At 62.6% G+C, this 22,643-nt stretch carries 19 protein-coding genes; 9 read left to right on the top strand and 10 right to left on the bottom strand.

Annotation, left to right across the window (positions count from 1 at the left end):
- The first annotated feature begins 7 nt into the window (after positions 1-7).
- From N7640_RS06980 to N7640_RS06965, 4 genes are read left to right on the top strand one after another with little or no spacing between them, the layout of a single operon-like run.
- Positions 8-322, top strand: a complete 315-nt coding sequence (locus N7640_RS06980) for a hypothetical protein (RefSeq protein ID WP_024616826.1) — start codon at positions 8-10, stop codon at positions 320-322.
- Positions 312-1,403 carry a copper resistance protein B gene (locus N7640_RS06975; protein ID WP_279902415.1) on the top strand — a complete coding sequence of 364 codons (1,092 nt, stop codon included), beginning with the start codon at positions 312-314 and terminating at the stop codon, positions 1,401-1,403. Before N7640_RS06980 ends, N7640_RS06975 begins: the two co-directional genes overlap by 11 nt.
- A 9-nt stretch (positions 1,404-1,412) precedes the next feature.
- Positions 1,413-2,255: a cytochrome c gene (locus N7640_RS06970; RefSeq protein WP_279902414.1), complete on the top strand. Its 843-nt coding sequence runs from the start codon at positions 1,413-1,415 to the stop codon at positions 2,253-2,255.
- Positions 2,245-2,688: a DUF411 domain-containing protein gene (locus N7640_RS06965; protein ID WP_279902413.1), complete on the top strand. Its 444-nt coding sequence runs from the start codon at positions 2,245-2,247 to the stop codon at positions 2,686-2,688. The genes N7640_RS06970 and N7640_RS06965 overlap by 11 nt, the downstream gene beginning before the upstream one ends.
- A gap of 178 nt (positions 2,689-2,866) precedes the next feature.
- Here the strand turns inward: N7640_RS06965 and N7640_RS06960 are convergent, their stop codons facing one another.
- From N7640_RS06960 to N7640_RS06930, 7 genes are all read right to left on the bottom strand, one after another.
- Entirely contained in the window at positions 2,867-4,192 is a 1,326-nt protein-coding gene (locus N7640_RS06960) for an OprD family porin (RefSeq protein ID WP_279902412.1), read from the bottom strand.
- 157 nt (positions 4,193-4,349) lie between these two features.
- Complete coding sequence (locus N7640_RS06955; protein ID WP_004574339.1) at positions 4,350-4,682, bottom strand: DUF2790 domain-containing protein; 333 nt, start codon at positions 4,680-4,682, stop codon at positions 4,350-4,352.
- A 145-nt stretch (positions 4,683-4,827) separates the two neighbouring features.
- Positions 4,828-7,977 (bottom strand): efflux RND transporter permease subunit, encoded by a 3,150-nt coding sequence (locus N7640_RS06950; RefSeq protein ID WP_279902411.1) that lies wholly within the window; start codon positions 7,975-7,977, stop codon positions 4,828-4,830.
- A complete protein-coding gene (locus N7640_RS06945) occupies positions 7,974-9,434 on the bottom strand; it encodes an efflux RND transporter periplasmic adaptor subunit (RefSeq protein WP_003452298.1) in 1,461 nt (486 codons plus the stop codon). Before N7640_RS06945 ends, N7640_RS06950 begins: the two co-directional genes overlap by 4 nt.
- Positions 9,431-10,693 (bottom strand): TolC family protein, encoded by a 1,263-nt coding sequence (locus N7640_RS06940; RefSeq protein WP_279902410.1) that lies wholly within the window; start codon positions 10,691-10,693, stop codon positions 9,431-9,433. The genes N7640_RS06945 and N7640_RS06940 overlap by 4 nt, the downstream gene beginning before the upstream one ends.
- A 1,008-nt stretch (positions 10,694-11,701) precedes the next feature.
- Positions 11,702-12,088 carry an MbcA/ParS/Xre antitoxin family protein gene (locus N7640_RS06935; protein WP_279902409.1) on the bottom strand — a complete coding sequence of 129 codons (387 nt, stop codon included), beginning with the start codon at positions 12,086-12,088 and terminating at the stop codon, positions 11,702-11,704.
- A 153-nt stretch (positions 12,089-12,241) separates the two neighbouring features.
- On the bottom strand, positions 12,242-13,273 hold the full coding sequence (locus tag N7640_RS06930; RefSeq protein ID WP_279902408.1) for a zinc-dependent alcohol dehydrogenase family protein: 1,032 nt from the start codon (positions 13,271-13,273) through the stop codon (positions 12,242-12,244).
- Between the two features lie 171 nt (positions 13,274-13,444).
- Here N7640_RS06930 and N7640_RS06925 point away from each other — a divergent pair, with 171 nt between their 5' ends.
- Positions 13,445-14,362 carry a LysR family transcriptional regulator gene (locus tag N7640_RS06925; RefSeq protein ID WP_279902407.1) on the top strand — a complete coding sequence of 306 codons (918 nt, stop codon included), beginning with the start codon at positions 13,445-13,447 and terminating at the stop codon, positions 14,360-14,362.
- On the opposite strand, the gene N7640_RS06920 is transcribed toward N7640_RS06925, so the two are convergent.
- Positions 14,359-14,811, bottom strand: a complete 453-nt coding sequence (locus tag N7640_RS06920; protein WP_279902406.1) for an RES family NAD+ phosphorylase — start codon at positions 14,809-14,811, stop codon at positions 14,359-14,361. The genes N7640_RS06925 and N7640_RS06920 overlap by 4 nt on opposite strands.
- Complete coding sequence (locus N7640_RS06915) at positions 14,808-15,272, bottom strand: antitoxin Xre/MbcA/ParS toxin-binding domain-containing protein (RefSeq protein WP_279902405.1); 465 nt, start codon at positions 15,270-15,272, stop codon at positions 14,808-14,810. Before N7640_RS06915 ends, N7640_RS06920 begins: the two co-directional genes overlap by 4 nt.
- Before the next feature lie 210 nt (positions 15,273-15,482).
- Here N7640_RS06915 and mexE point away from each other — a divergent pair, with 210 nt between their 5' ends.
- The 3 genes from mexE (at position 15,483) to N7640_RS06900 (ending at position 21,400) form a co-directional block, all read left to right on the top strand.
- The gene (gene mexE, locus N7640_RS06910; RefSeq protein ID WP_279902404.1) at positions 15,483-16,724 is read left to right on the top strand and encodes a multidrug efflux RND transporter periplasmic adaptor subunit MexE; all 1,242 of its coding nucleotides are present in this window, start codon (positions 15,483-15,485) and stop codon (positions 16,722-16,724) included.
- Between the two features lie 108 nt (positions 16,725-16,832).
- The gene (locus N7640_RS06905) at positions 16,833-20,015 is read left to right on the top strand and encodes an efflux RND transporter permease subunit (protein WP_279902403.1); all 3,183 of its coding nucleotides are present in this window, start codon (positions 16,833-16,835) and stop codon (positions 20,013-20,015) included.
- Positions 20,012-21,400, top strand: a complete 1,389-nt coding sequence (locus N7640_RS06900; RefSeq protein WP_279902402.1) for a TolC family protein — start codon at positions 20,012-20,014, stop codon at positions 21,398-21,400. The genes N7640_RS06905 and N7640_RS06900 overlap by 4 nt, the downstream gene beginning before the upstream one ends.
- 116 nt (positions 21,401-21,516) lie before the next feature.
- Here N7640_RS06900 and N7640_RS06895 read toward each other — a convergent pair whose 3' ends face one another.
- A complete protein-coding gene (locus N7640_RS06895; protein WP_279902401.1) occupies positions 21,517-21,945 on the bottom strand; it encodes a hypothetical protein in 429 nt (142 codons plus the stop codon).
- A 339-nt stretch (positions 21,946-22,284) separates the two neighbouring features.
- On the opposite strand from N7640_RS06895, the gene N7640_RS06890 reads away from it, so the two are divergent.
- Positions 22,285-22,590, top strand: a complete 306-nt coding sequence (locus tag N7640_RS06890) for a hypothetical protein (RefSeq protein ID WP_279902400.1) — start codon at positions 22,285-22,287, stop codon at positions 22,588-22,590.
- Positions 22,591-22,643: the final 53 nt, after the last annotated feature.

Raw genomic sequence — 22,643 nt, 5'->3', positions numbered from 1 at the left:
ATTTCTGATGAGTACTTTTATGAAGCGTAATGCCCTGTTTGGCAGCGCAGCGATGTTCAGTTTTTTGGCTGCTTTGTACGCGCCGACGTCATTGGCAGGTGAGGGGCACAGCGAGCACGAACAACATGCTGCCGAGTCGGCTGCGCCCGAGGCCATCAGTGACAAGCCTGCAGATCAATCGAAAGGCAAGGCCGCTGGCCAGCAGATGGATCATGGCACCATGGATCATGAGGGCATGAACCATGACGATATGGGGCACGAGAAGATGATGGATAAGCATGGCGGCACCGAAGCCGAAGCAGGTTCGAACCATGACCACTAGGTTTTCACGCCCGTCCCTCATAGCGCTGGTCGTGTCGCTGAGTGCACTCAGCGGCGGCGTTACCCAGGCTGCGGAAGAAATGGATCATTCGGCAATGGGGCACGGCTCCATGTCGATGGACCACAGCCAGATGGGCCACGGTTCCGCCAAAGCGCCGATGGAGGGCATGGATCACAGCAAGATGGACCATGGTGCCATGCAGGGTGCTTCGGGCAGCATGGATCATAGCCAGATGGGCCACGGCCAGAGCCAAGAGAAGGCCCAGGCTATGGATCACAGCAAGATGGGGCATGGCGCCATGCAAGGACAGATGGAGGGCATGGATCATTCAAAGATGAACCATGGCTCCGCTGAAGCCCCGAGAACCACCAGCCGTACGCCGATTCCCGTTCTGACGGATGCTGATCGCCAAGCGGCTTTCCCGCCATTACCTGGCCACAAGGTTCACGACAGCGCCATCAACAGTTTTTTCCTGCTCGATCAGCTCGAATACCAGGACGCAGATGAGGGCAGCACCCTGGCCTGGGATGCGTCGGGCTGGGTAGGCGGTGATATCAACCGGGTCTGGTTCCGCTCCGAAGGCGAGCGTACCAACGGCGTGACCGAGGATGCTGAATTACAGCTGCTGTACGGCCGCTCGATCGGCCCTTGGTGGGATGTCGTCGCGGGCGTTCGCCAGGACTTCAAACCGGAGTCGCCGCAGACTTGGGCCGCCTTCGGTATCCAGGGCATGGCGCTTTACGCCTTTGAGGCCGAAGCCACGGCCTTCGTCGGCGAGAATGGCCAAACTGCTGCCCGACTGGAGGGCGAGTACGACATTCTGCTGACCAACCGGCTGATTCTCCAGCCAACTGCCGAAATGAACTTCTACGGCAAGAACGATCCTGAACGAGGTGTGGGGTCTGGGTTGGCCAATACCGAACTCGGTTTGCGTTTGCGTTACGAGATTGTCAGACAGTTTGCCCCCTATATCGGGGTTTCCTGGAGCCGCTCCTATGGCAACACGGCAGACATGGTGCGTGACGAGGGCGGTGATGTAGACGAGGCGCGTTTTGTCGCCGGTATCCGGATGTGGTTTTGAGAACCTGACATGAAAAGAACAATTAAAACTTTGGTGGCGGCCGGCGTGGTCGGTAGCACAGCTGTCCTGGCCGGCGCCTACTTTGGCGTGGTCAACGTGGGGGCCGATGATCCCCATTTTCCTGCAGTGTATGCGTTTCTCACGATGGCCCGCGACCGCTCTATCGAAGTCCGTTCGCAGGACATCGAGGTTCCCAACCTGGATGATCAAGCTCTTATTCGCGCCGGTGCGGGCAACTACAACTCCATGTGTATCGGCTGTCATTTGGCGCCAGGTGTGGCGGAGACCGAGCTAAGCCAATCGCTTTACCCTGCGCCTCCCAACCTCGCCAAGATCGGTGTCGATGGCAATCCGTCAGCAGCGTTCTGGGTGATCAAGCATGGCATCAAGGCAACGGGTATGCCTGCGTGGGGCAAGAGCATGGGCGATGAGTACATCTGGGGCATGGTTGCCTTCATTGACCAATTGCCGACGATGGATGCCAAGCAATACCAAGCACTCGTCGCATCCAGTGGCGGCCATCAGCATGGTGGTGGGGAAACGCAAATGCACAATCATGAAGGACAGCACGGCGACAACAAGCCTGGCCATCATGACAATAGTGGCGGTGGCGATGACCATCATGGATCAGGTGATGCTGGAGAGCCTGGTCATCACGATGCCGCGGCTACGGATAGCGAGGGTGGCTCCGCACCTAAGGCAGGTCACCATTCGGATATGAGTGGCGATGACCACCATGCTGGGGATGAGGCGTCGTCCAACGGAGGTGATCATCACGCCGAGCAGGCTCCGAACGCCTCGCCCAAGACCCACACCCACGCCGATGGCAAAGAGCACGTGCATGAAAGCTAAATATCTGGCCTTGCTGGCCGCTCTCTCCGTCACATCTGCAGTTCAAGCAGCTGATGCCCTGACGATTGATGTCCATCGTGATGCCAATTGCGGATGTTGCAAGAAGTGGATTTCACACCTCGAAGCGAATGGCTTCAAAGTCGTCGACCATGTCGAAAGCAACATGTCGGCAGTGAAGCAAAGTCTGGGCGTTGCGCCGCGGTTGGCGTCTTGTCACACCGCGGTGATTGACGGCAAGTTCGTCGAAGGTCATGTGCCGGCGGCTCAGGTCATCGAGCTCACCAAGCGCGATGATCTCGTGGGCATCGCTGTTCCCGGGATGCCGGCGGGCTCCCCCGGCATGGAAGTCGATGGCGTACAGCATGCCTACCAGGTCATTGGCTTGACCAAGACGGGTTCTGATCAGGTCGTTGCAGAATATCCCGCCCAGTAGTACTGCCTGCCAGCACGGCCGCTTGTGTGTAGTGGCCGACTCATTTTCATACGTCCTTTAACCTAAGTAAAAAAGGCGCCCTAGGGCGCCAAGGGCTGTCTCCAAACCAAAGGAGCACTACGAGGGGACAGCAGGACCAAGGAGCGAGCGGGGCAATCAACCCGCTCGCTTGCCAGGGTTAGAGAACTTCCAGCGGGTACTCGACAATCAGGCGGAACTCATCCAAATCCGACTCGAAGTCGGTGGCGCGAGTCGTGGCTTGTCGAATGCGAAAGGACATGTCCTTCAACGACCCAGACTGCACAACGTACTTGGCCTCGATGTCCCGCTCCCAGCGCTTCTGGTTGGTCAACGGATCGCCGTTGTCATCACGGCGCATATAGACTTCGTTGGCGTTGCTGTAGTCGGCATCCCAGCCCTGGGCATATCGAGTCATGAAGCTCAATCCAGGCACACCGAAAGGCTCCATATCCAGGTCATAGCGCACTTGCCATGACTTCTCCTTCGGCGAGTTGAAGTCGCTGTACTGGATGGAGTTGTCGAGGTAGATGGAGTCCGATTGGCGCAAGTAGTCGAAGTCATCATCGCCATTGTTGCGCTGGAGACCCACCAGCACTGTATGAGCGCCGAATTGGATGCCGACCTTGCCGCTCCAGATGTTGTTATCGAAGCTCCCGAGGAGCTGCCTCCCTTCATCGACCGCCTTGTAGTAGTTCAGCCCGCCGATCAAGGCGACATCGTCCGCAAGCGGGTAGCTCAGCGTGGTGCCCGCGTAATATTGATTCCAGGCATCCTTGAGGCGGCTGGTGTAGAGACTAAAGCCGACGTTGTCATTAAGCGTGTAATCACCACCGAAATAGGCGATCCATGGCGAGTCCACTTCGCCCGCGTAGAAGGTAGCGAAGCCGTCGCGCATGCTGCTGGTATTGGGTTGGCTCATCGAGTGGAGGCGACCACCTTGAAGCGACAGTCCTTCCACGCTGCTGTTGAGCACGGTGATACCTCGGAAACTCTCCGGTAAAAGCCGCGCATCACCGTATTGGACGACAGGGCTGACAGGAAAGACGTCGCCTACCTTGATCTCGGTATCCATGAACCGAGCTTTCACCGCGCCACCCAGTTTGGAGTAGTTATCCTCAGCCTGCCCGAGGCTGTTGTAAGGCAGCACATCGACTGAGCCACCGGCTCCTGAACGGCCGTCGCCGGTGTCAAGTTTGAGTCCTAGCATGGCAAAGGCATCGACACCGAAGCCTATGGTGCCCTCGGTGAAGCCAGACTCGAATCGGCCTATCACGCCATGCGCCCACTCTTCCGAATAGCCATTACCCGAGCTGCTGGACTGGCCTTTACGGAAATCGCGGTTGAAGTAGAGATTTCGATTGAGAATGGTCAGGCTGCTGCCTTCGATAAATCCCTCGCCTTTCTCGCCGGCGGCCATTGCAGCTTGCCCGGTACTGACGCTCAGAGTGAGCAGAGAAAGTCCTAACAGGGTTCTGTTATTCATAAATGCTCCTGATGTTATTGGCAGTTGTCATTGTGTGGTCGCATATATGTGCCAAGCGCGCCGGGCATAGCCAGGCACGCCTTGGTCATATTTCCACATGCCAAATAACGTCAGGGTGACTTGGAAATTACATTTCAGTCAGCGCGATGTCATTTATCTAGTTTTGATTACGGCAACCTGTCCCGGCTGCCCGGTATTCAAGAATATTCAGATCGCCATTGGAGTCCTCGTAGGTCATCTGGGCCGGCATCACACCGCAGCTAGAGTCCGTCGGGGTAGTGGCCACGACCCTGGCGATATCGAGTTTCATGCCGTAGCGGTAATGAATAACTTCAGGCGGATTCTTTCCGTTAGCGGCAGCATACTCTTGCATGGCCTGCTCATTGGCCTGAATCATCCGACCATAAACACGATCAGCGCCGCCTTCTGCCAGAGTGGCAGAGGAAACAACCATAGCGGCAAGGGCTGCAATAACTTTGAGGCTTTTCATGTTAAATCACTCCTTCAAGGTGGTGATTAAAATATATCCGCTCAACCTGTCATAAAAATGAAGTCAAAGTTACATCGCCGTAATGCTTCCTGCCGCGTTACCCGGGCGAGTCAGCTTGGCGCGTGGCTTGCCCGGGTTTGTAAAGCTATAGCTCCTGCGGTGCGCGAACCTTCTGTGTACGCTGCCTTCGCATCAGCCAGTACGCGGCCGGCAAAACCAACATGGACATCAGCGGCGCGGTAATCATGCCGCCGACCATGGGCGCGGCGATGCGCTTCATCACCTCAGATCCGGCACCTCCGCCCCAGAGGATTGGCAACAGGCCGGCGATGATCACGGCCACCGTCATCACCTTGGGCCGCACGCGCAGCACTGCGCCTTCACGAATTGCCTCCAGTAGTGCCGGGTCACCGCTGCGCCCGGCATCCATACGTGCATGCCAGGCATTCTTCAGGTACAGCAGCATGATCACCCCAAATTCCGCCGAGACGCCGGCCAAGGCGATAAAGCCGACCCCAGTGGCAACCGACAGGTTGAAGCCGAACCAGTAGAGCAGCCAGATGCCGCCCGATAGGGCGAAGGGCAGGGTTGCCATGATCAGTAGGGCCTCACCGAAGCGGCTGAAGGTCAGGTAAAGCAGCACGAAGATGATCAACAAGGTCGCCGGTACCACCCAGGTCAGCCGTGCATTGGCGCGCTCCAGGAACTCGAACTGACCGGAGTAGGAGACGGTCATGCCAGCATCGAGTTGTACCTGCTCAGCTACGCGTTGCTGCAACTCGCGCACGGTCGATGCCAGGTCGCGCCCACGGACATCGACATAGACCCAACCGGACAGACGCCCGTTCTCGCTGCGCAGCATTGGCGGCCCTTCGGTCAGACTAACCTGGGCGACGGTGCCCAAGGTGATCTGCTGGCCGGCTTGCGTGAGGATCGGCATACGCCGTAGTGCCTGCGGACTGTCTCGCCACTCCTTGGGATAGCGCAGGTTGATCGGGAAGCGGGCCAGTCCTTCAACCGTCTCACCAATATTGCTGCCGCCGATGGCGCCCGATACCACCGCCTGCACATCGGCGATGCTCAGGCCATAGCGCGCCGCGGCCAGTCGATCGATCTGGATGTCCACGTAACGGCCGCCAGTAAGGCGTTCTGCCAAGGCCGAACTCACCCCAGGCACCTCTTTGGCCACGGCCTCGATATCGCGCGTTATGCGCTCGATGTCGACCAAGGAGGTTCCGGACACTTTCACCCCAATGGGGCTCTTGATCCCCGTCGCCAGCATGTCGATGCGGTTGCGGATGGGCGGCACCCAGATATTGGACAGCCCCGGAACTTTTACCGCGCGATCCAGTTCCTCGATCAGCTTTTCGGGTGTCATCCCCGCGCGCCATTGATCGCGTGGTTTGAACTGCACCGTGGTCTCGAACATTTCCAGCGGTGCTGGATCGGTGGCGGTCTCTGCTCGCCCGGCCTTGCCGAATACCCGTGCCACTTCGGGCACCGCGAGGATCATCCGGTTGGTTTGCTGCAGCAGCTGGGTGGCCTTGCTGGCCGGCAAGCCGGGCAGGGCTGATGGCATGTACAACAGGTCGCCCTCGTCCATCGGCGGTAGAAACTCTCCTCCGAGTCTGCTGAGGGGCCAGAGACTGGACAAAAACACTAGCAAGGCCAGCGCTAGGGTCACCTTAGGCCAAGCCAGCACCCACTCCAGCACCGGCCGGTATGCACCGATCAGCCAACGATTCAAGGGGTTCTGTTGTTCGCTGGGGATATGCCCACGAATCCAATAGCCCATCAGCACCGGTACCAAGGTGATCGAGAGGCCAGCAGCGGCAGCCATGGCATAGGTCTTGGTGAATGCCAGCGGGCCAAACAGGCGACCCTCCTGGGCCTCCAGGGTGAAGACCGGGAGGAAAGACAGGGTGATGATCAAAAGGCTGAAGAACAGCGCCGGCCCGACCTCGGCCGCAGCTTCGCCGATCACCCGCCAGTGCGCCTCGCCCTGAAGCGGTTCACCGGGGTGTCGAGCCTTCCAGGCCTCGATGTGCTTGTGCGCGTTCTCGATCATCACCACGGCGGCATCGACCATGGCGCCGATGGCGATTGCGATCCCGCCGAGCGACATGATGTTGGCATTGACGCCCTGGTAGCGCATGACGATGAAGGCCATCAGGATGCCCAGGGGCAGGGTGATGATCGCGACCAGCGACGAGCGCAGGTGCCAGAGGAAGATCAGGCAAACCAGGGCAACCACCGCGAACTCTTCCAGCAGCTTGTAGCTGAGGTTATCGATGGCGCGGTCGATCAATTGCGAACGGTCATAGGTGGTGACCACCTCGACGCCGGCCGGCAAGCTGCCCTTCAGGCTGTCCAGCTTGGTCTTCACCGCGGCGATGGTATCGCGGGCATTCTTTCCGGAGCGCAAGATGACCACGCCGCCTACCACTTCACCCTGGCCATCCAGCTCGGCAATGCCACGACGCATCTCTGGCCCCAGCTGAATGGTGGCCACCTGACCCAGCAGCACCGGAACTCCGCTGGCCGAAGCCCGCAGCGGCACATTGCGGAAATCCGCCAGGCTCTCTAGATAGCCTGAAGCCCGCACCATGTACTCGCGCTCTGCCAGCTCCAGGATGGCGCCGCCGGTTTCCTGATTGGCGCTCTTCAGCGCCGCTTCGACCTCCTGCTGAGTTACCCCATAAGCCACCAGCTTCTGCGGATCGAGCAGCACTTGGTATTGCTTGACCATGCCGCCGAGGGTGGCCACTTCGGCTACGTTGGGCAGGCTCTTGAGTTCGTACTTGAGGAACCAGTCCTGCAGTGCCCGCAGCTGGGCAAGATCATGCTGGCCGCTGCGGTCGACCAAGGCGTACTGGTAGATCCAGCCCACGCCGGTGGCATCCGGCCCAAGGGTGGTGGTAACACCCTCGGGCAGGCGTTCCTGCGCCTGGTTGAGGTACTCCAGCACCCGCGAGCGCGCCCAGTAGAGGTCGGTGTCGTCCTCGAACAGCACGTAGACGAAGGAGTCGCCGAAGAACGAGTAGCCGCGCACCGTCTTCGCCCCCGGTACCGAGAGCATGGTTGTGGCCAGTGGGTAGGTCACCTGGTTCTCGACGATCTGCGGTGCCTGTCCGGGAAAGCTGGTTCTGATGATGACCTGGGTGTCAGATAGGTCCGGCAGTGCATCCAACGGCGTGTTGCGCAGCGACCAGAGGCCCAGGGCGGTGATGAACAGGGTGGCCAGCAGTACCAGGAAGCGGTTGCCGATCGACCAATGGATCAGGCGCGCGATCATGGCTGGTCTCCTTCCTTGCGGAGCTGCTCGATCAGCAGGCCGGAGTTTGTCTGACGTGCGGCGATGCGTACGTGATCTCCTGGCTTAAGTCCCACAGCTACTTCGGAGCTGACCAGAGGAAAAGCCATGGTCATACCTGGCATATTCAGGCTCTCGAAGGGGCCATGCTCCAGGGTGACTTGTTTCCCGTCCAGTGCGCGAATAACGCCGTGAGACACATGCAGCCCCTCCGTGCTGTCCTGTTCTGCATTGCCGGCCAGGATGCCCTGCAGGCTGGCTTCCGAATCGATGAGGAACTGGCCGGAGGTAACGACCGCCTGACCTTCCTCAAGACCGGAAAACACCTCCAGACGCCCATCGGCCTCGCGGCCCAAGGTGATTTCCTGGGGACGGTAGCGTCCGTCGCCTTCGGCCAGCATCACCAATGCACGCTTCCCGGTGCGAATCACGGCTTCACTCGGCACAAGAAGCGTGGATTGTTCGACGGCACTGTTCAGGCGTACGGCGGCGAACATGCCGGGGCGCAACTTACCGGCAGGGTTGGGTAGCTCGCTGCGTACCGTGAGCGTGCGCGTTTGCGGATCGGCACTCGGCAGCAAGGCTATGACGCGGCCCAGCAGCGGTCGATCAGGAAAGGCCGTCAGGTTGGCGCGGATCTCGTCCCCGACCTGGATACTTCCGGCCATGGCCTCGGGTATCGCCGCATCGAGCCAGACACTGGACAGCCCGTTGATCAACGCCAGATCCTGCCCGGCTTCAACGGTCATCCCGGCGCGTACCTGCAAGGCTTGGAGCTCGCCGCTGATAGGTGTGGTGAGGGTTTGCACTGCCCGCGGTTTGCCGCTGCGGCGAACCTGCTCTATCAACGCTTGTGGCATGCCGAGCAGGCGGAGGCGCTCTTGGGCCGCAGTGATCAAGCGGGCGTCACCGGTACGCAGTACCGCGAGGAACTCCAACTGCGCGGCGGACCACTCGGGAATCAGCAGGTCGACCAAGGGTGTTCCAGCTGGCAGTACATCGCCAGGGGCACGCCCGTAAACCCGCTCGACGAATCCGCCAGCGCGGGCCTGGAGGTTCGCTACCTCTCGCTGGTTATAGGCCAGGGAGCCGACCACCTCGATATCCGAGGGCAGTACACCGCGGATCACCGTCGAGGTCCGCATTCCGAGGTTCTGCACGGCTTGAGCGGGGACGCTCAGGACAGACGGATCTTGCTCGGATCCTGCGTATTTAGGGACAAGCTCCATATCCATGAAAGGTGACTTGCCCGGTTTATCGAAGCGCTGCTCAGGCTGCATCGGGTCGTACCAATAGAGCACCTTGCGCTCGTCCGTCGGTGCGGAGCTAGGCAGTAGCTCGTGTTTGGCTTGCCGCTGGGCCAGCCAGTAGCCACCGCCCGCCGCGCCAATGCCCACGGTCAGCACGGCGACCGCAAAACCAAATGTCGATATCTTCATTTCAGGCCCTCCACATAGGCGTAGTACAGGCTTGCGGAGAGCTGGCTCAACTTGCGCTGTTGTTCAATCTGCCGCAGTTGCGCATCAATCAGGTCGCGCTGGGCAGTAATAACGGATGTGAGCTGGCTGTTACCGGCTTGGTAGGCGGCCAGTTCGAGATCGGCACGTTTGCTTGCAAGCGGGATCAAGGTTTTTTCGGTGCGTGACAAGGTCCTGCGCAGTTGCTCAAGCTCGGCAATACCGCCTTCCAGCTCAGCCTGATGGGCGCGCAGTAATGCTTCCTGCTCGGCTTCCATCTGCGACACGCTTTGTTGTCTGGCGTTGATCTTGGGCCCCTGACGTGTGCCTACGAACAACGGCAGGTCGAAGGTAAATTGCACCATCACCATATCGCCGAACTGGTTGTCGCGATTGTTGTAGGCAAACTCAACACCCCAGTCGGGGGTCTTCTCGGCGATGGCCTCGTTCAGCTCGGCGCTAGCCTCGCCGACTCGGGCGGAGGCAGCGCGCAACTCAGGGTGTGAGGCAATGCGTTGCTGCAGGTGCGGTGCCACCAGGTTCAGACTGGGAACACCTCCTTGCAAAGGCTGGTCAGCCTCGTTGCCTATCCAGCGGCGCAGCTTGGCACGAGCTACTGCCACATCGCGATTCAGTTGATCTCGCCGATCTTGTAACGCCAAAGCTTCCTGGTCGGCCTGCAACAGCTCGCCAGACTGAGCACTACCGCCGGCAATCAGCGATTGCACGGTCGAGCGGAGCATCTCGATCTGACGGTCCAGTTGATCGAAGAGGCCAACACTGCGTTCGGCGTAGTACACATCCAGCCAGCTCACTGCCGTCTGGCGCTTGATCTCCAACTGCATGGCACGCTGCTCGGCCTCGGCTCGGCCTACTGAAGCCTCGGCCAACTGGCGCCGAGCCTGACGCTTGTCACTGTTGGGGACTTCCTGCATGAACCCAATGCGGCGCATGGTCATGGAGTCACGATTAAGCGTGTAACGGTCAGGGCCTTCGATCGGCAGGTTGTCGATGCCTAGAATCAGCTTGGGATCGGGCAGGGCGTCTGCGGGCTCGACAGCCTGCTGTGCCGATGCCACCTGCGCCTGGCGCGCGAGGTTCTCAGGGGCACTCTGCTCGGCCAGAGCTTGGGCTCGTTCGAAAGTTAGGGGCTGCGCCTGCGCGGCAAGCCAGGGAGCTGCCCAGAATGCGGCAGCCAACACACCGAGAAAGCCACGGCGTGGAAAAAGGAAAGCGGACATGCTTTCGCCTCCAATGCGATTGATCGAAGTCGCGACTACGAAACGTGACCGCGACGATGCGCCTGACTGTAAGGCGCGGGATGATCACTGCATTAGACGAAACGAGGAGGGCGCCAGAGTCCTGCGGGCTCTCGCTTAATCACCGACTGGGTCAGCAATATCTCGGGGCGTGAGGGGAGAGGGGATATGCTCTTGATCACGGTGGTCTGGAGAAGTCCTCCGGTCTTGCATTCCTGGCCGGGTTTGCAAGGGGACTTCTTGGCCACCCCATCAGACTTGTCCATTTGCTCGCAGCACGGAGCATCGGCCATTGCATGGCCCTGATGATCGGCGCTCTGCATCGGGCAAGGTTGTGCCGGCATGCTGAAAGCCACACCGCCGAAGGTCGGCAGCACGAGGCTAGCAATCATTAGCAGGATCAATCCAATCCGACGCACAGCAATTCACCAGGCGGGGCAATAGGCCGACGATAGCAGATTGCCCCCGAGCCATGAATGCTCCTTTTGACGATAACAGCACTTCGTTGATTTGGATCAAATAGAGTGTCTAGTCTCACAGGGCGAGCTGAGCAGAGCATTTCTAGTCTTGTTTTTATTTTTTTTAACCAGTCAAAATTGCTTCAGGAGTCCACTTTTTTGACTGTATATCGGCGGGCAACGAAAGGGTCTCCAGGATCCTGCAGCTTCCATATCATTGATTAATCTGTATTTTTTTTGAGCAAGATTTGTCTCTTTTATTGTCAGGAGCCACAGCTCTCCTGGGTTCTGTCGGGATGCTCTTAATTTAACATAATATACATTATGCGAAGCCTTTGATCAGGAAGGCAGCAGCGAGACGCTGTGCTTTACGATCTATGGCAACCCGCTACCTGGGCAGCACCTGACGGCGAAAACGCCACAGCGAGCTTTCCAGAGGCAGTAAGCAGGCTTCGTTGCTTCGCTCCGAGCCGAGCCGCTATGCAACTCAACCTGCTGGCGCGTGCTGGTGCTGCAGGTTTGACTCTCCGACTCAATCCCTGCATCCCCAACTCGCGCCAGAGAGCAATCCGAAGGCTTCGCATTCAATCGCACGAATAGCCTGTCGCACGGCGCGCGTACCATATTCGGTTACCAGCAGCTCGATCGGCCTCTCATTGGACAACGCCATATTCGGTGCCGTTAGCCAGCGGAGCGTACCCCCTAGATCACCCTCGTGCAGCTCCAGCAGCTCGGCGAGCAAGTCATCCAGTTCGGCATTGAGGGGAGGCGCCTTGGCCAACTGGCGGACTTCACCGACAAGGCGGGGATAGTCCTGCAGGACATGGCAAACGGCATCGAGATCGGAGCGCCCTGGAGCGTACAAACGCGCTTCCATGACGAGGTGTAGCGGGATCGGGAGGGGGACCGGCTTCAGCATAATGCGGATTACATTAAATCGGCACTAGAGATGTCGATAGTCTCCAGTGCCGACTTAACGTGAATCCGCCCCATTATGCGAACTAACGTATTGCGTATCAGGAAAGTCACACGCCACTTTCGAATCGGAAATCCGGCAAAGCCAGACTGACACTCAGTCAGCCCGGGTATCCAGGGTCATCACCACGCGTCCGCCCGCCGGGCAGGTTTCCATGAACTGGTTGGCCGCGACGAAATCCTCGAAGGCAAAGGTCTTGGCGATGGTCGGCTTGAGCAACCTGTCTGCAGCCATCTGGTTGATGCGTACGATCGCGCGCTGCACGGCTGCCTCGTCACGCTGCAGACCCAGTTCGGGCTGGCCGGTGAAATCCATCACGCAATGTCGGAAGAACTGGAGATGCTTCTTGAACGCGGCACAGGCCGGAAACGCGGCATCGTTGCCGCCGTTGACGCCGTAGATGATCAGCTTGCCGCGGGTCGCGGCCACGTCGCCGAGCAGCTTCATCTGCGGGCCCGCGCACTGGTCGAGCACGACTTCGACGCCCTTGCCGTCGGTGAAGCGCTCGACTTCCAGGACCAGATCCTGTTCTTCCGTATCGATCACCTTGTCGGCGCCCAGCTCGCGCAAATAGCCACGGGTGCTGCCGTCGCTGGTGGCTGCGACGACCTCGGCGCCGAGCGCCTTGGCCATCTGCACCGCCTGTGGTGCCAGGCAATGGGCCGCCTCGGTGATCAGCACGCGCTGCCCCGGCTGGACTTCGGCAAGTTCGACCAGGGCGAAATACGCCAGCATGTAGGGGGTGTAGAGAACGGCAGCCTCGGCCGGCGTGAGCACATCCGGGTAGCGAGCCAGGCCCCTGGCCGGCATCAGCACCAAGTCGCCCCAGGCCGGGTACTGGTTGGTGCTGAACGCGGGAAAACTGGCCACGGCCATGCCCGGCGCGAAGTCCGTCACGCCCGGCCCGACCGCTTCGATCACGCCGGCCAGTTCGAAGCCGACGCCCGCCGGCAGCTGGGCGGTCTGATCCGGCGCCAGGTTCTGCCGCCACAGCACGTCTCGCCAGCCGACGCCGAGCGCCTGGGTACGCACCAGCACCTCGCCGTGGCCGGGTTTCGGAGTCGGCAGTTCCTCCAGGCGCAACACGCTGGCGTCACCGAACTGATGGAAGCGGATCATGCGGGACATCACACACCTCGCCGTAGTCTCTATGGCCACGGACTCTATACGGGCTTTCCCTCGGGCACCACCCGGACGGATTGATAGTCACCATAAACGGTGCTGATCCGCGAGCGGCGGCGGGCTTGACGTTATCTTGCCACGGCCGCACCTTTCACACACCCAAAGTGGAAGCCCGCCATGAACCGCAACGATTTGCGCCGCGTCGATCTCAACCTGTTGATCGTGTTCGAGACGCTGATGTACGAGCGCAGCGTGACCCGTGCCGCGGAAAAACTCTTCCTGGGCCAGCCGGCCATCAGCGCTGCCCTCGCCCGCCTGCGCAACCTCTTCGACGACCCGCTGTTCGTGCGCACTGGCCGCAGCATGGAACCCACCGCCCGGGCCAACGAGATCTTCGCCCTCCTCTCTCCCGCGCTGGACTCGATCTCGACCGCGGTCAGCCGGGCCACCGATTTCGACCCGGCCACCAGCACCGCGGTGTTCCGCATCGGCTTGTCCGACGACGTCGAGTTCGCCCTGCTGCCGCCGCTGCTGCGACGCCTGCGCGCCGAGGCGCCGGGCGTCGTGCTGGTGATCCGCCGGGCCAACTACCTGCTGATGCCCAACCTGCTGGCCTCCGGTGAAATCTCGGTGGGCGTGAGCTACACCGATGAGCTGCCCGCCAACGCCAAGCGCAAGGTGCTGCGCCGCAGCAAGCCCCGCCTGCTGCGGGCCGACAGCGTACCTGGCGCCATCAGCCTGGACGACTTCTGCGCCAGACCCCATGCGCTGGTTTCGTTCGCCGGAGACCTGACCGGCTTCATCGACGAGGAACTGGAGAAGCTGGAGCGCAAGCGCCGGGTGGTGCTTGCGGTGCCCCAGTTCAACGGGCTGGGAACCCTGCTGGCAGGCACCGACATCGTCGCCACCGTGCCGGACTACACCGCCGCCACGCTGACCGCCGCGGGCGGACTGCGGGCCGACGATCTACCGTTGCCGACCCGCACCTTCGAGCTGCACATGGCCTGGCGCGGCGCGCAGGACAACGACCCGGCGGAGCGCTGGCTGCGCTCGCGCATCCAGATGTTCTGCGGCGATCCGGACAGCCTCGGCTAAAGAAGACGCGGATCGAGCCTCAGTTCCACCTCGCGGGCCGTGGCCTGGCAGTGGGCGAAACCGGAATGACGGGGGTTGAGCAGGACGTTGTACTCCGGCGGCACGATCACCGAAGGCACCACCAGCCCCAGTGAACCCAGGCTATCGAGCCAGGCGTCGCCGGCCTGCTGGGAGGTCGGTGTCAGCGGCTCGGCGTTCCATTGCTCGGGCAAGGGAAACAGGCGCATCAGGCTGTCGTCTGGCACCTGGATTTCCAGAACCACGAAGTCCTCCAGCGCCTGCTCGTCCTTGAGGTGAACGAGCACCTCGAGGATGGCCAGGGAGATGCTGGTCGCGCAGTACACGGCGCGCCGCCCGACGCTGTTCCAGCGACCACCGTACAGCTCTGCGCCCAGGCCGCTCCAGCAACTGTCGAGATGGCGACGCCGGCAGATGCGATAGAGCTTCACATGAACACGCCGTGTTCCAGACGATGGATCAGCGCCAGGACTTCCCGGGTGCCGAGTTCGGTGCGCAGGTACTCGACGGGCGTCTGTCCGCCCAGCGCCCGCTCGGCGCTGTTGAGCCAGCGGGAAGCCGCCTCGGCGTTGCCGCCGAACAGCTGCAGCGCCGCGTCGTAGATGGTCAGCAGACTGACTAGGCGATCGCTCTCCTCCCGCTGCAGGCGGCCGCTCTCGCGGCGCCTGGCCAGGGTGCGTTCGCTCAGGTTGAGGCTGCGCAGGATCTGCGTTGGCGCCAGGTGCGAGATACGGGCGAAGCGCTCGATCAGCGCGTGGTTCATGCCCTTCTCTATCTCGCGTTGCAGCAGCCTGACGTCGGTGGGAAGGCCGAGAAGGCTCCAGATCGAGCCGTCGCGGGGCGGCGGCGGCTGGAAGCGCGGCATTTCGGCCAGGGCAGCTACGATAGCCATGGAGAACTCCTTCTGTCAGATGGCATTAAAATATATGCCATATGGCAATCATACTGCCTGGCGCCGTCCTCGCCAACTCCATAACCACGCCCTGCTTTGATGAACCAAAATCACGCGCATTGATAATTGAATTTGTGGCGTTCGATTCGTGCCTTCAAATTCCGCGCCGCAGACTCCGCCCATCCACAAATCCGACTGGCGGAGTCAAACATGGAACAGTCACGCAATCTCTCCTGGCGCTTCCCCCTGGCCCTCGCGGCCATGCTGGTGCTGAGCGCCTGCGGCAAGGGCGAGGAAGTCGGCCAGCAGCCCTCGGCCGCCAAGGTCAGCGTCGCCGAGGTGATCGAACAGCCGATCAACGAATGGGACGAGTTCACCGGCCGCCTGGAGGCGCCGGAATCGGTCGAGGTGAGGCCGCGCGTCTCCGGCTACATCGACCACGTCGCCTTCGACGAAGGCAGCCTGGTGAAGAAAGGCCAGCTGCTGTTCCAGATCGACCCACGCCCATTCGAGGCCGAGGTCAAGCGCCTGCAGGCCCAGCTGCAACAGGCCCGCGCCGGTCAGACCCGGGCCATCAACGAAGCCCGTCGCGGCGAGCGCCTGCGCCAGAGCAACGCGATTTCCGCCGAACTGGCCGATGCCCGCGCCAGCGCCGCGACCGAAGCCCAAGCCGCCGTCGCCGCCATCCAGGCCGAGCTGGAGAACGCCCAGCTCAACCTCAGCTTCACCCGCGTCGCCTCGCCGATCGACGGTCGCGTCAGCCGCGCCGAGATCACCGAGGGCAACCTGGTCAACGCCGGCCAGTCGCTGCTGACCTCGGTGGTTTCCACCGACAAGGTCTACGCCTACTTCGACGCCGACGAGCGCGTGTTCCTCAAGTACATCGAGCTGGCCCGCAAGGCCGGCGGCGACGCCCGTGGCGCCAGCCCGGTGTACCTCGGCCTGTCCAGCGAGAGCGGACACCCACACGCCGGCCAGCTGGACTTCCTCGACAACCAGGTCAACCCGCGCACCGGCACCATCCGTGGCCGCGCCGTGTTCGACAACAGCAAGGGCGAATTCACCCCCGGCCTCTATGCCCGTCTCAAGCTGGTCGGCAGCAGCACCTACCCGGCCGCTCTGATCAAGGACGACGCAGTCGGCACCGACCTCGGCAAGAAGTTCGTCCTGGTGCTCGGCGAGAACAACACCGTGGACTACCGCGCCATTGAACTCGGCCCGAAGCTGGAGGGCCTGCGTATCGTCCGTACCGGTCTGGCCAAGGGCGAGAAAATCGTGGTCAACGGCCTGCAGCGCGCCATGCCCGGCGCCACCGTCGAGCCGCAGGCCGTGCCGATGGCCGACGAGGCCACCCTCGCCCAGCTGGCGAGCCTGCGCCAGGCGGTCGACAACCGCGATGCACCGCGCGTGGCGGAAAAGAACACCACCCTGCCCCGCTCGCCGTGTAGCTGAGCCAGACGTAGGGCGGGCAATGCCCGCGCCTCACCGAACCCGCGGGTTTCACCCGCCCTGCGAATGACCCAAGCCTGGCGCGCATGACGCGCCAAGTTCGAGGACTCCATGAACTTCTCCCAGTTCTTCATAAAGCGGCCGATCTTCGCCGCCGTGCTATCCCTGCTGGTGCTGATCGCCGGCGCGATCTCGCTGTTCCAGCTGCCGATCAGCGAATACCCGGAAGTGGTGCCGCCCACCGTGGTGGTGCGCGCCAACTTCCCCGGTGCCAACCCCAAGGTGATCGGCGAGACCGTCGCCTCGCCGCTGGAGCAGGCCATCGTCGGCGTGGAGGGCATGCTCTACCTGTCCTCCCAGTCGACCAACGACGGCAAGCTGACCCTGACCATCACCTTCGCCCTCGGCACCGACCTGGACAACGCCCAGGTGCAGGTGCAGAACCGCGTGACCCGCACCATGCCGACCCTGCCCACCGAGGTGCAGCGGCTCGGCGTGACCGTGGACAAGGCCTCCCCCGACCTGACCATGGTGGTCCACCTGACCTCGCCGGACCAGCGCTACGACATGCTCTACCTGTCCAACTACGCCGCGCTCAACGTCAAGGACGAGCTGGCGCGGCTGGATGGCGTGGGCGACGTGCAGCTGTTCGGCATGGGCAACTACTCGCTGCGCGTGTGGCTCGACCCGAACAAGGTAGCCTCGCGCAACCTCACCGCCACCGACGTGGTCAGCGCCATCCGCGAGCAGAACCGCCAGGTCGCCGCCGGTGCCCTCGGCGCGCCGCCCTCGGATGCCGGCAACAGCTTCCAGCTGTCGATCAACACCCAGGGCCGCCTGGTCAGCGAGGAAGAGTTCGAGAACATCATCATCCGCGCCGGCGACGACGGCGAGATCACCCGTCTCAAGGACATCGCACGCATCGAACTGGGCTCCAGCCAGTACGCCCTGCGCTCGCTGCTGAACAACCAGCCGGCCGTGGCCATCCCCGTGTTCCAGCGCCCGGGCTCCAACGCTATCGAGATTTCCGACTCGGTGCGCGAGCGCATGGCCGAGCTGAAGCAGGCCTTCCCCCAGGGCATGGACTACGAGATCGTCTACGACCCGACCATCTTCGTGCGCGGCTCCATCGAGGCGGTGGTGCACACCCTGCTCGAGGCCATCGTGCTGGTGGTACTGGTGGTGATCCTGTTCCTGCAGACCTGGCGCGCCTCGATCATCCCGCTGGCCGCCGTGCCGGTGTCGCTGATCGGCACCTTCGCCGTGATGCACCTGTTCGGCTTCTCGCTCAACGCCCTGTCGCTGTTCGGCCTGGTGCTGGCCATCGGCATCGTGGTGGACGACGCCATCGTCGTGGTGGAGAACGTCGAGCGCAACATCGGCCTCGGCAAGTCGCCCATCGACGCCACCCGCCAGGCCATGAAGGAAGTGACCGGCCCGATCGTCGCCACCGCCCTCGTGCTGTGCGCCGTGTTCGTGCCGACCGCGTTCATCTCCGGCCTCACCGGGCAGTTCTACCAGCAATTCGCGCTGACCATCGCCATCTCGACCGTGATCTCGGCGTTCAACTCGCTGACCCTGTCGCCGGCCCTGGCCGCCGTGCTGCTGAAGGACCACCACGCGCCGAAGGACCGTTTCTCCCGGGTGCTCGACAAGCTCTTCGGCGGCTGGCTGTTCAACCCCTTCAACCGCTTCTTCGACCGTGCCAGCCATGGTTACGTCGGCACCGTGAAGCGCGTGCTGCGCGGCAGCTCCATCGCCCTGTTCGTCTACGCAGGCCTGCTGGCGCTCGGTTACCTGGGCTTCTCCAGCACCCCGAGCGGGTTCGTGCCGCAGCAGGACAAGCAGTACCTGGTCGCCTTCGCCCAGCTGCCGGATGCCGCCACCCTCGACCGTACCGAGGACGTGATCAAGCGCATGTCGGAAATCGCCGGCAAGCATCCGGGTGTGGAGAACACCGTGGCCTTCCCGGGCCTGTCGATCAACGGTTTCACCAACAGCCCGAACAGCGGCATCGTGTTCACCCCGCTCAAACCGTTCGACGAGCGCAAAGACCCGTCGATGTCAGCCGCTGCCATCGCCGCCGAACTGAATGCCCAGTTCGCCGACATCCAGGATGCCTACATCGCCATCTTCCCGCCGCCCCCCGTGCAGGGCCTCGGCACCATCGGTGGCTTCCGCCTGCAGGTGGAGGACCGTGGCAGCCTGGGCTACGAGGAGCTGTACAAGCAGACCCAGAACGTCATCGCCAAGGCGCGCCAGCTGCCCGAACTGGACCCGATGTCGATCTTCACCAGCTACCAGGTCAACGTGCCCCAGGTGGATGCGGCCATCGACCGCGAGAAGGCCAAGACTCACGGCGTGGCCATCAGCGACATCTTCGACACCATGCAGGTGTACCTGGGCTCGCTGTACGCCAACGACTTCAACCGCTTCGGCCGCACCTACCAGGTCAACGTCCAGGCCGACCAGCAGTTCCGCCTGGAGCCGGAGCAGATCGGTCAGCTCAAGGTGCGCAACAACCGTGGCGAGATGATCCCGCTGTCGACCTTCGTCAAGGTGGAAAACAGCGCCGGCCCGGATCGGGTGATGCACTACAACGGCTTCCTCACCGCCGAGATCAACGGCGCGGCAGCACCCGGCTACAGCTCCGGCCAGGCCGAGGCGGCCATCGCCAAGCTGCTCAAGGAGGAACTGCCCAACGGCATGACCTACGAGTGGACCGAGCTGACCTACCAGCAGATCCTCGCCGGCAACACCGCGATCTTCATCTTCCCGCTCTGCGTGCTGCTGGCCTTCCTGGTGCTGGCCGCCCAGTACGAAAGCTGGAGTCTGCCGCTGGCGGTGATCCTGATCGTGCCGACCGTGCTGTTCTCCGCCATCGTCGGGGTAATCCTGGCCGGCGGCGACAACAACGTGTTCACCCAGATCGGCCTGATCGTACTGGTGGGCCTGGCGTGCAAGAACGCCATCCTCATCGTCGAGTTCGCCAAGGAGAAGCAGGAAGAAGGCCTGGATCGCGTCGCCGCGGTACTGGAAGCCTGCCGCCTGCGTCTGCGCCCGATCCTGATGACCTCCATCGCCTTCATCATGGGCGTGGTGCCCCTGGTGCTCTCCAGCGGTGCCGGTGCCGAGATGCGCCATGCCATGGGCGTGGCGGTGTTCAGCGGGATGATCGGCGTGACCTTCTTCGGCCTGTTGTTGACCCCGGTGTTCTACGTGCTGATCCGCGCCTTCGTGGAGAAGCGCGAAGCGCGCAAGGCCAACCAGATCGCCCATGAGGTGCATGCATGAAGCCGTTGATTCCCGCCCTGCTCGCCCTCGCGGTCAGTGCTTGCGCCGTCGGCCCGGACTACCAGGCGCCGGATACCCGGCCGGCGCAGATCGCCAGCCTGGAAGCCGGCGACTATGACCGTACCGGCTTCGAATCGGCCTGGTGGCAGCAGTTCGACGACCCGACCCTGAGCCAGCTGGTGCAACAGTCGCTCAAGGAAAACCGCGAGTTGCGCGTGGCCTTCGCCCGCCTGCGCGCCGCCCGCGCCATCCGTGACGATGTCGGCAACGACCAGATGCCGGTGATCACCAGCCGCGCCAGCGGCGAGTTCGGCAAGGCCCAGCAACCGCCGACCACTGAGGAGCGCGTGCGCCAGGAACGCTACGACCTCGGCCTGGACATGGCCTGGGAACTCGACCTGTTCGGCCGCATCCAGCGCACCATCGAGGCCAGCGACGCGCAAAGCGAAGCCGCCGAGGCCGAGCTGTACCAGTTGCAGGTCAGCCTGATCGCCGAACTGGTGGACGCCTACGGCAACCTGCGCGGTGCACAGCTGCGCGAACGCATCGCCCGCGACAACCTGAAGAACCAGCAGGAGTCGCGCGGCCTCACCGAGCAGCTGCGTGACGCCGGCGTGGGCAGCGAGCTGGACGTGCTGCGCGCCGACGCCCGCCTGGCCGCCACCGAGGCCAGCCTACCGCAACTGCAGGCCGAGGAAGCGCGGGCCCGCCATCGCATCGCAACCCTCCTCGGCCAGCGTCCGGAACAGCTCAGCGTGGACCTGTCGCCCCGGCCGCTGCCGGTGATCGCCAAGGCCCTGCCCATCGGCGATCCTGCCGAACTGCTGCGCCGCCGCCCCGATGTGCGTGTGGCCGAGCGCCAGCTGGCCGCCGCCACCGCCAATGTCGGGGTCGCCACGGCGGACCTCTTCCCGCGGGTGAGTCTGTCCGGCTTCCTCGGCTTCACCGCCGGCCGCGGTTCGCAGCTCGGCGCCGCCGATGCGCGGGCCTGGGGCGTGGCGCCGACCATCAGCTGGGCTGCGTTCGACCTGGGCAGCGTGCGGGCCCGCCTGCGCGGCGCCGAAGCCGAGGCCGAGGGCGCCCTGGCCAGCTACGAGCAGCAGGTGCTGCTGGCCCTGGAAGAATCGGAAAACGCCTTCAGCGACTACGCCAAGCGCCAGCAGCGCCTGGTCTCGCTGGTCCGCCAGTCCGAGGCCAGCCGCGCGGCGGCGGCCCAGGCCGCGGTGCGCTATCGCGAAGGCACCGAGGACTTCCTGGTGCTGCTCGATGCCGAACGCGAACGCCTGGCCGCCGAAGACGCCCAGGCCCAGGCGGAAGTCGAGCTGTATCGCGGCATCGTCGCCATCTACAAGGCGCTCGGCGGCGGCTGGCAGCCCAGCGCCTGATCCATCGAGCCCGTCCGCCACGGCGGGCGGCATGATCCTCCTGGGCCGACACTGCCCTTTGTCGGCCATTGCGCATCCCCACGGTTCAGCTCCTGTCCGTGGGGATTTTTTTGTCTTCAGACATCTCCTGCGCGCGAGTACCTGACTCCACCTCCACCGAAGCCCGCGCGCGGATCATAACCGGCCCAGACCTCGCCCCAGCCATACAGGCCGGGCGCCCAGCCGCGCACGGCCAGCCACTCGCGCAGTGCCTTGGCGCGACGACGCTCCTTGGGCTCGGACCATTCATCCCAGCCACGGCCATAGGCGCTTTCGTCATCGTGGAACAGCACGCACTCCACCAGCGCACCCTGGTGGAAGGCCAGCTCGATGCCCAGCCGGAAATCTCCGTCCAGCCACGGTTCGAGCCGGTACCAGACCCAGCCCGGCCCGGTCTCGCGCCCATGCAGGATCAAGCTCCCATGGCTTCCCACCAGAAACGACTCCTCCAAGCCTGGCGCAATATGCAGACCCGCCGGGTGCGGCAATTCGAAGACCTTATTCACTCACCCAAGGCTCCGGATGAATCGCATCGGCGCCCACGGGCACGCCGTCGGCAGCAACGGCATAGCGGCTGGGAGCTTCGGGACAGTGAGTCGTATCCATGTGACGCTCGAATCCATAGCGGTTCTATATGATGGGACGGCTATTACCTCGCGACCAGCCTGGGAACGATCAAGCGCCCTGCTCACCCCTGGAAACCGCCATGCCGATCCTGCCCACCGCCGTCCGCCAGTTCATCGAAGAGGCCATCGCGCCGGGCAGCATGCCCCTGCCCTGCCGCTACCCACGGCAGGAAGACTGGGATGGCTGGCAGATCGGCTTCCGCCGCCACGGTCTAACCGGTGAGGACCTGGTCGGCACCTCGCCTGGCGCCTGGCAGCCCGAACGACTTCGGCGACCCGTTCTTCATCGATCTCGACGAAGAAGCACAAGGCTTTCCCGTCTACTACGCGCCCCATGGCGCCGGACGCTGGGACGCCGAGCGAGTCGCCTCCAGCCTGCGGCACTTCGCCGAGATACTGGCCGCGCTGCGCGATATTGGCGCAGACGAGACGGCGGCGCAGAATAGAGCAAACGTAAAATCTCATCTTCTTGAGTTTCTGACGGAGCGAGCCTTACGTCTCGACTGCGCGCAGAGACTGATCTAACTATTGAAAACTTAAGATCTGCCTGAGCCTTTATCAAAGATGATAAATATATT

Origin of the sequence: Pseudomonas sp. GD04015 (assembly GCF_029837675.1) — a bacterium.
GTDB classification, from domain to species: domain Bacteria; phylum Pseudomonadota; class Gammaproteobacteria; order Pseudomonadales; family Pseudomonadaceae; genus Aquipseudomonas; species Aquipseudomonas paralcaligenes.
The sequence above is the reverse complement of the archived record's forward strand: the minus strand, read 5'-3'. Positions and strand labels throughout refer to the sequence as shown.

Coding starts and splice junctions, on each gene's coding strand:
- N7640_RS06930 (WP_279902408.1), bottom strand. CDS start 13,273: ATGTCCCGCATGATCCGCTTCCATCAGTTCGGTGACGCCAGCGTGTTG.
- N7640_RS06960 (WP_279902412.1), bottom strand. CDS start 4,192: ATGAATAACAGAACCCTGTTAGGACTTTCTCTGCTCACTCTGAGCGTC.
- N7640_RS06945 (WP_003452298.1), bottom strand. CDS start 9,434: ATGAAGATATCGACATTTGGTTTTGCGGTCGCCGTGCTGACCGTGGGC.
- N7640_RS06980 (WP_024616826.1), top strand. CDS start 8: ATGAGTACTTTTATGAAGCGTAATGCCCTGTTTGGCAGCGCAGCGATG.
- N7640_RS06970 (WP_279902414.1), top strand. CDS start 1,413: ATGAAAAGAACAATTAAAACTTTGGTGGCGGCCGGCGTGGTCGGTAGC.
- N7640_RS06940 (WP_279902410.1), bottom strand. CDS start 10,693: ATGTCCGCTTTCCTTTTTCCACGCCGTGGCTTTCTCGGTGTGTTGGCT.
- N7640_RS06915 (WP_279902405.1), bottom strand. CDS start 15,272: ATGGCTATCGTAGCTGCCCTGGCCGAAATGCCGCGCTTCCAGCCGCCG.
- N7640_RS06925 (WP_279902407.1), top strand. CDS start 13,445: ATGAACCGCAACGATTTGCGCCGCGTCGATCTCAACCTGTTGATCGTG.
- mexE (WP_279902404.1), top strand. CDS start 15,483: ATGGAACAGTCACGCAATCTCTCCTGGCGCTTCCCCCTGGCCCTCGCG.
- N7640_RS06950 (WP_279902411.1), bottom strand. CDS start 7,977: ATGATCGCGCGCCTGATCCATTGGTCGATCGGCAACCGCTTCCTGGTA.
- N7640_RS06900 (WP_279902402.1), top strand. CDS start 20,012: ATGAAGCCGTTGATTCCCGCCCTGCTCGCCCTCGCGGTCAGTGCTTGC.
- N7640_RS06975 (WP_279902415.1), top strand. CDS start 312: ATGACCACTAGGTTTTCACGCCCGTCCCTCATAGCGCTGGTCGTGTCG.
- N7640_RS06935 (WP_279902409.1), bottom strand. CDS start 12,088: ATGCTGAAGCCGGTCCCCCTCCCGATCCCGCTACACCTCGTCATGGAA.
- N7640_RS06905 (WP_279902403.1), top strand. CDS start 16,833: ATGAACTTCTCCCAGTTCTTCATAAAGCGGCCGATCTTCGCCGCCGTG.
- N7640_RS06955 (WP_004574339.1), bottom strand. CDS start 4,682: ATGAAAAGCCTCAAAGTTATTGCAGCCCTTGCCGCTATGGTTGTTTCC.
- N7640_RS06965 (WP_279902413.1), top strand. CDS start 2,245: ATGAAAGCTAAATATCTGGCCTTGCTGGCCGCTCTCTCCGTCACATCT.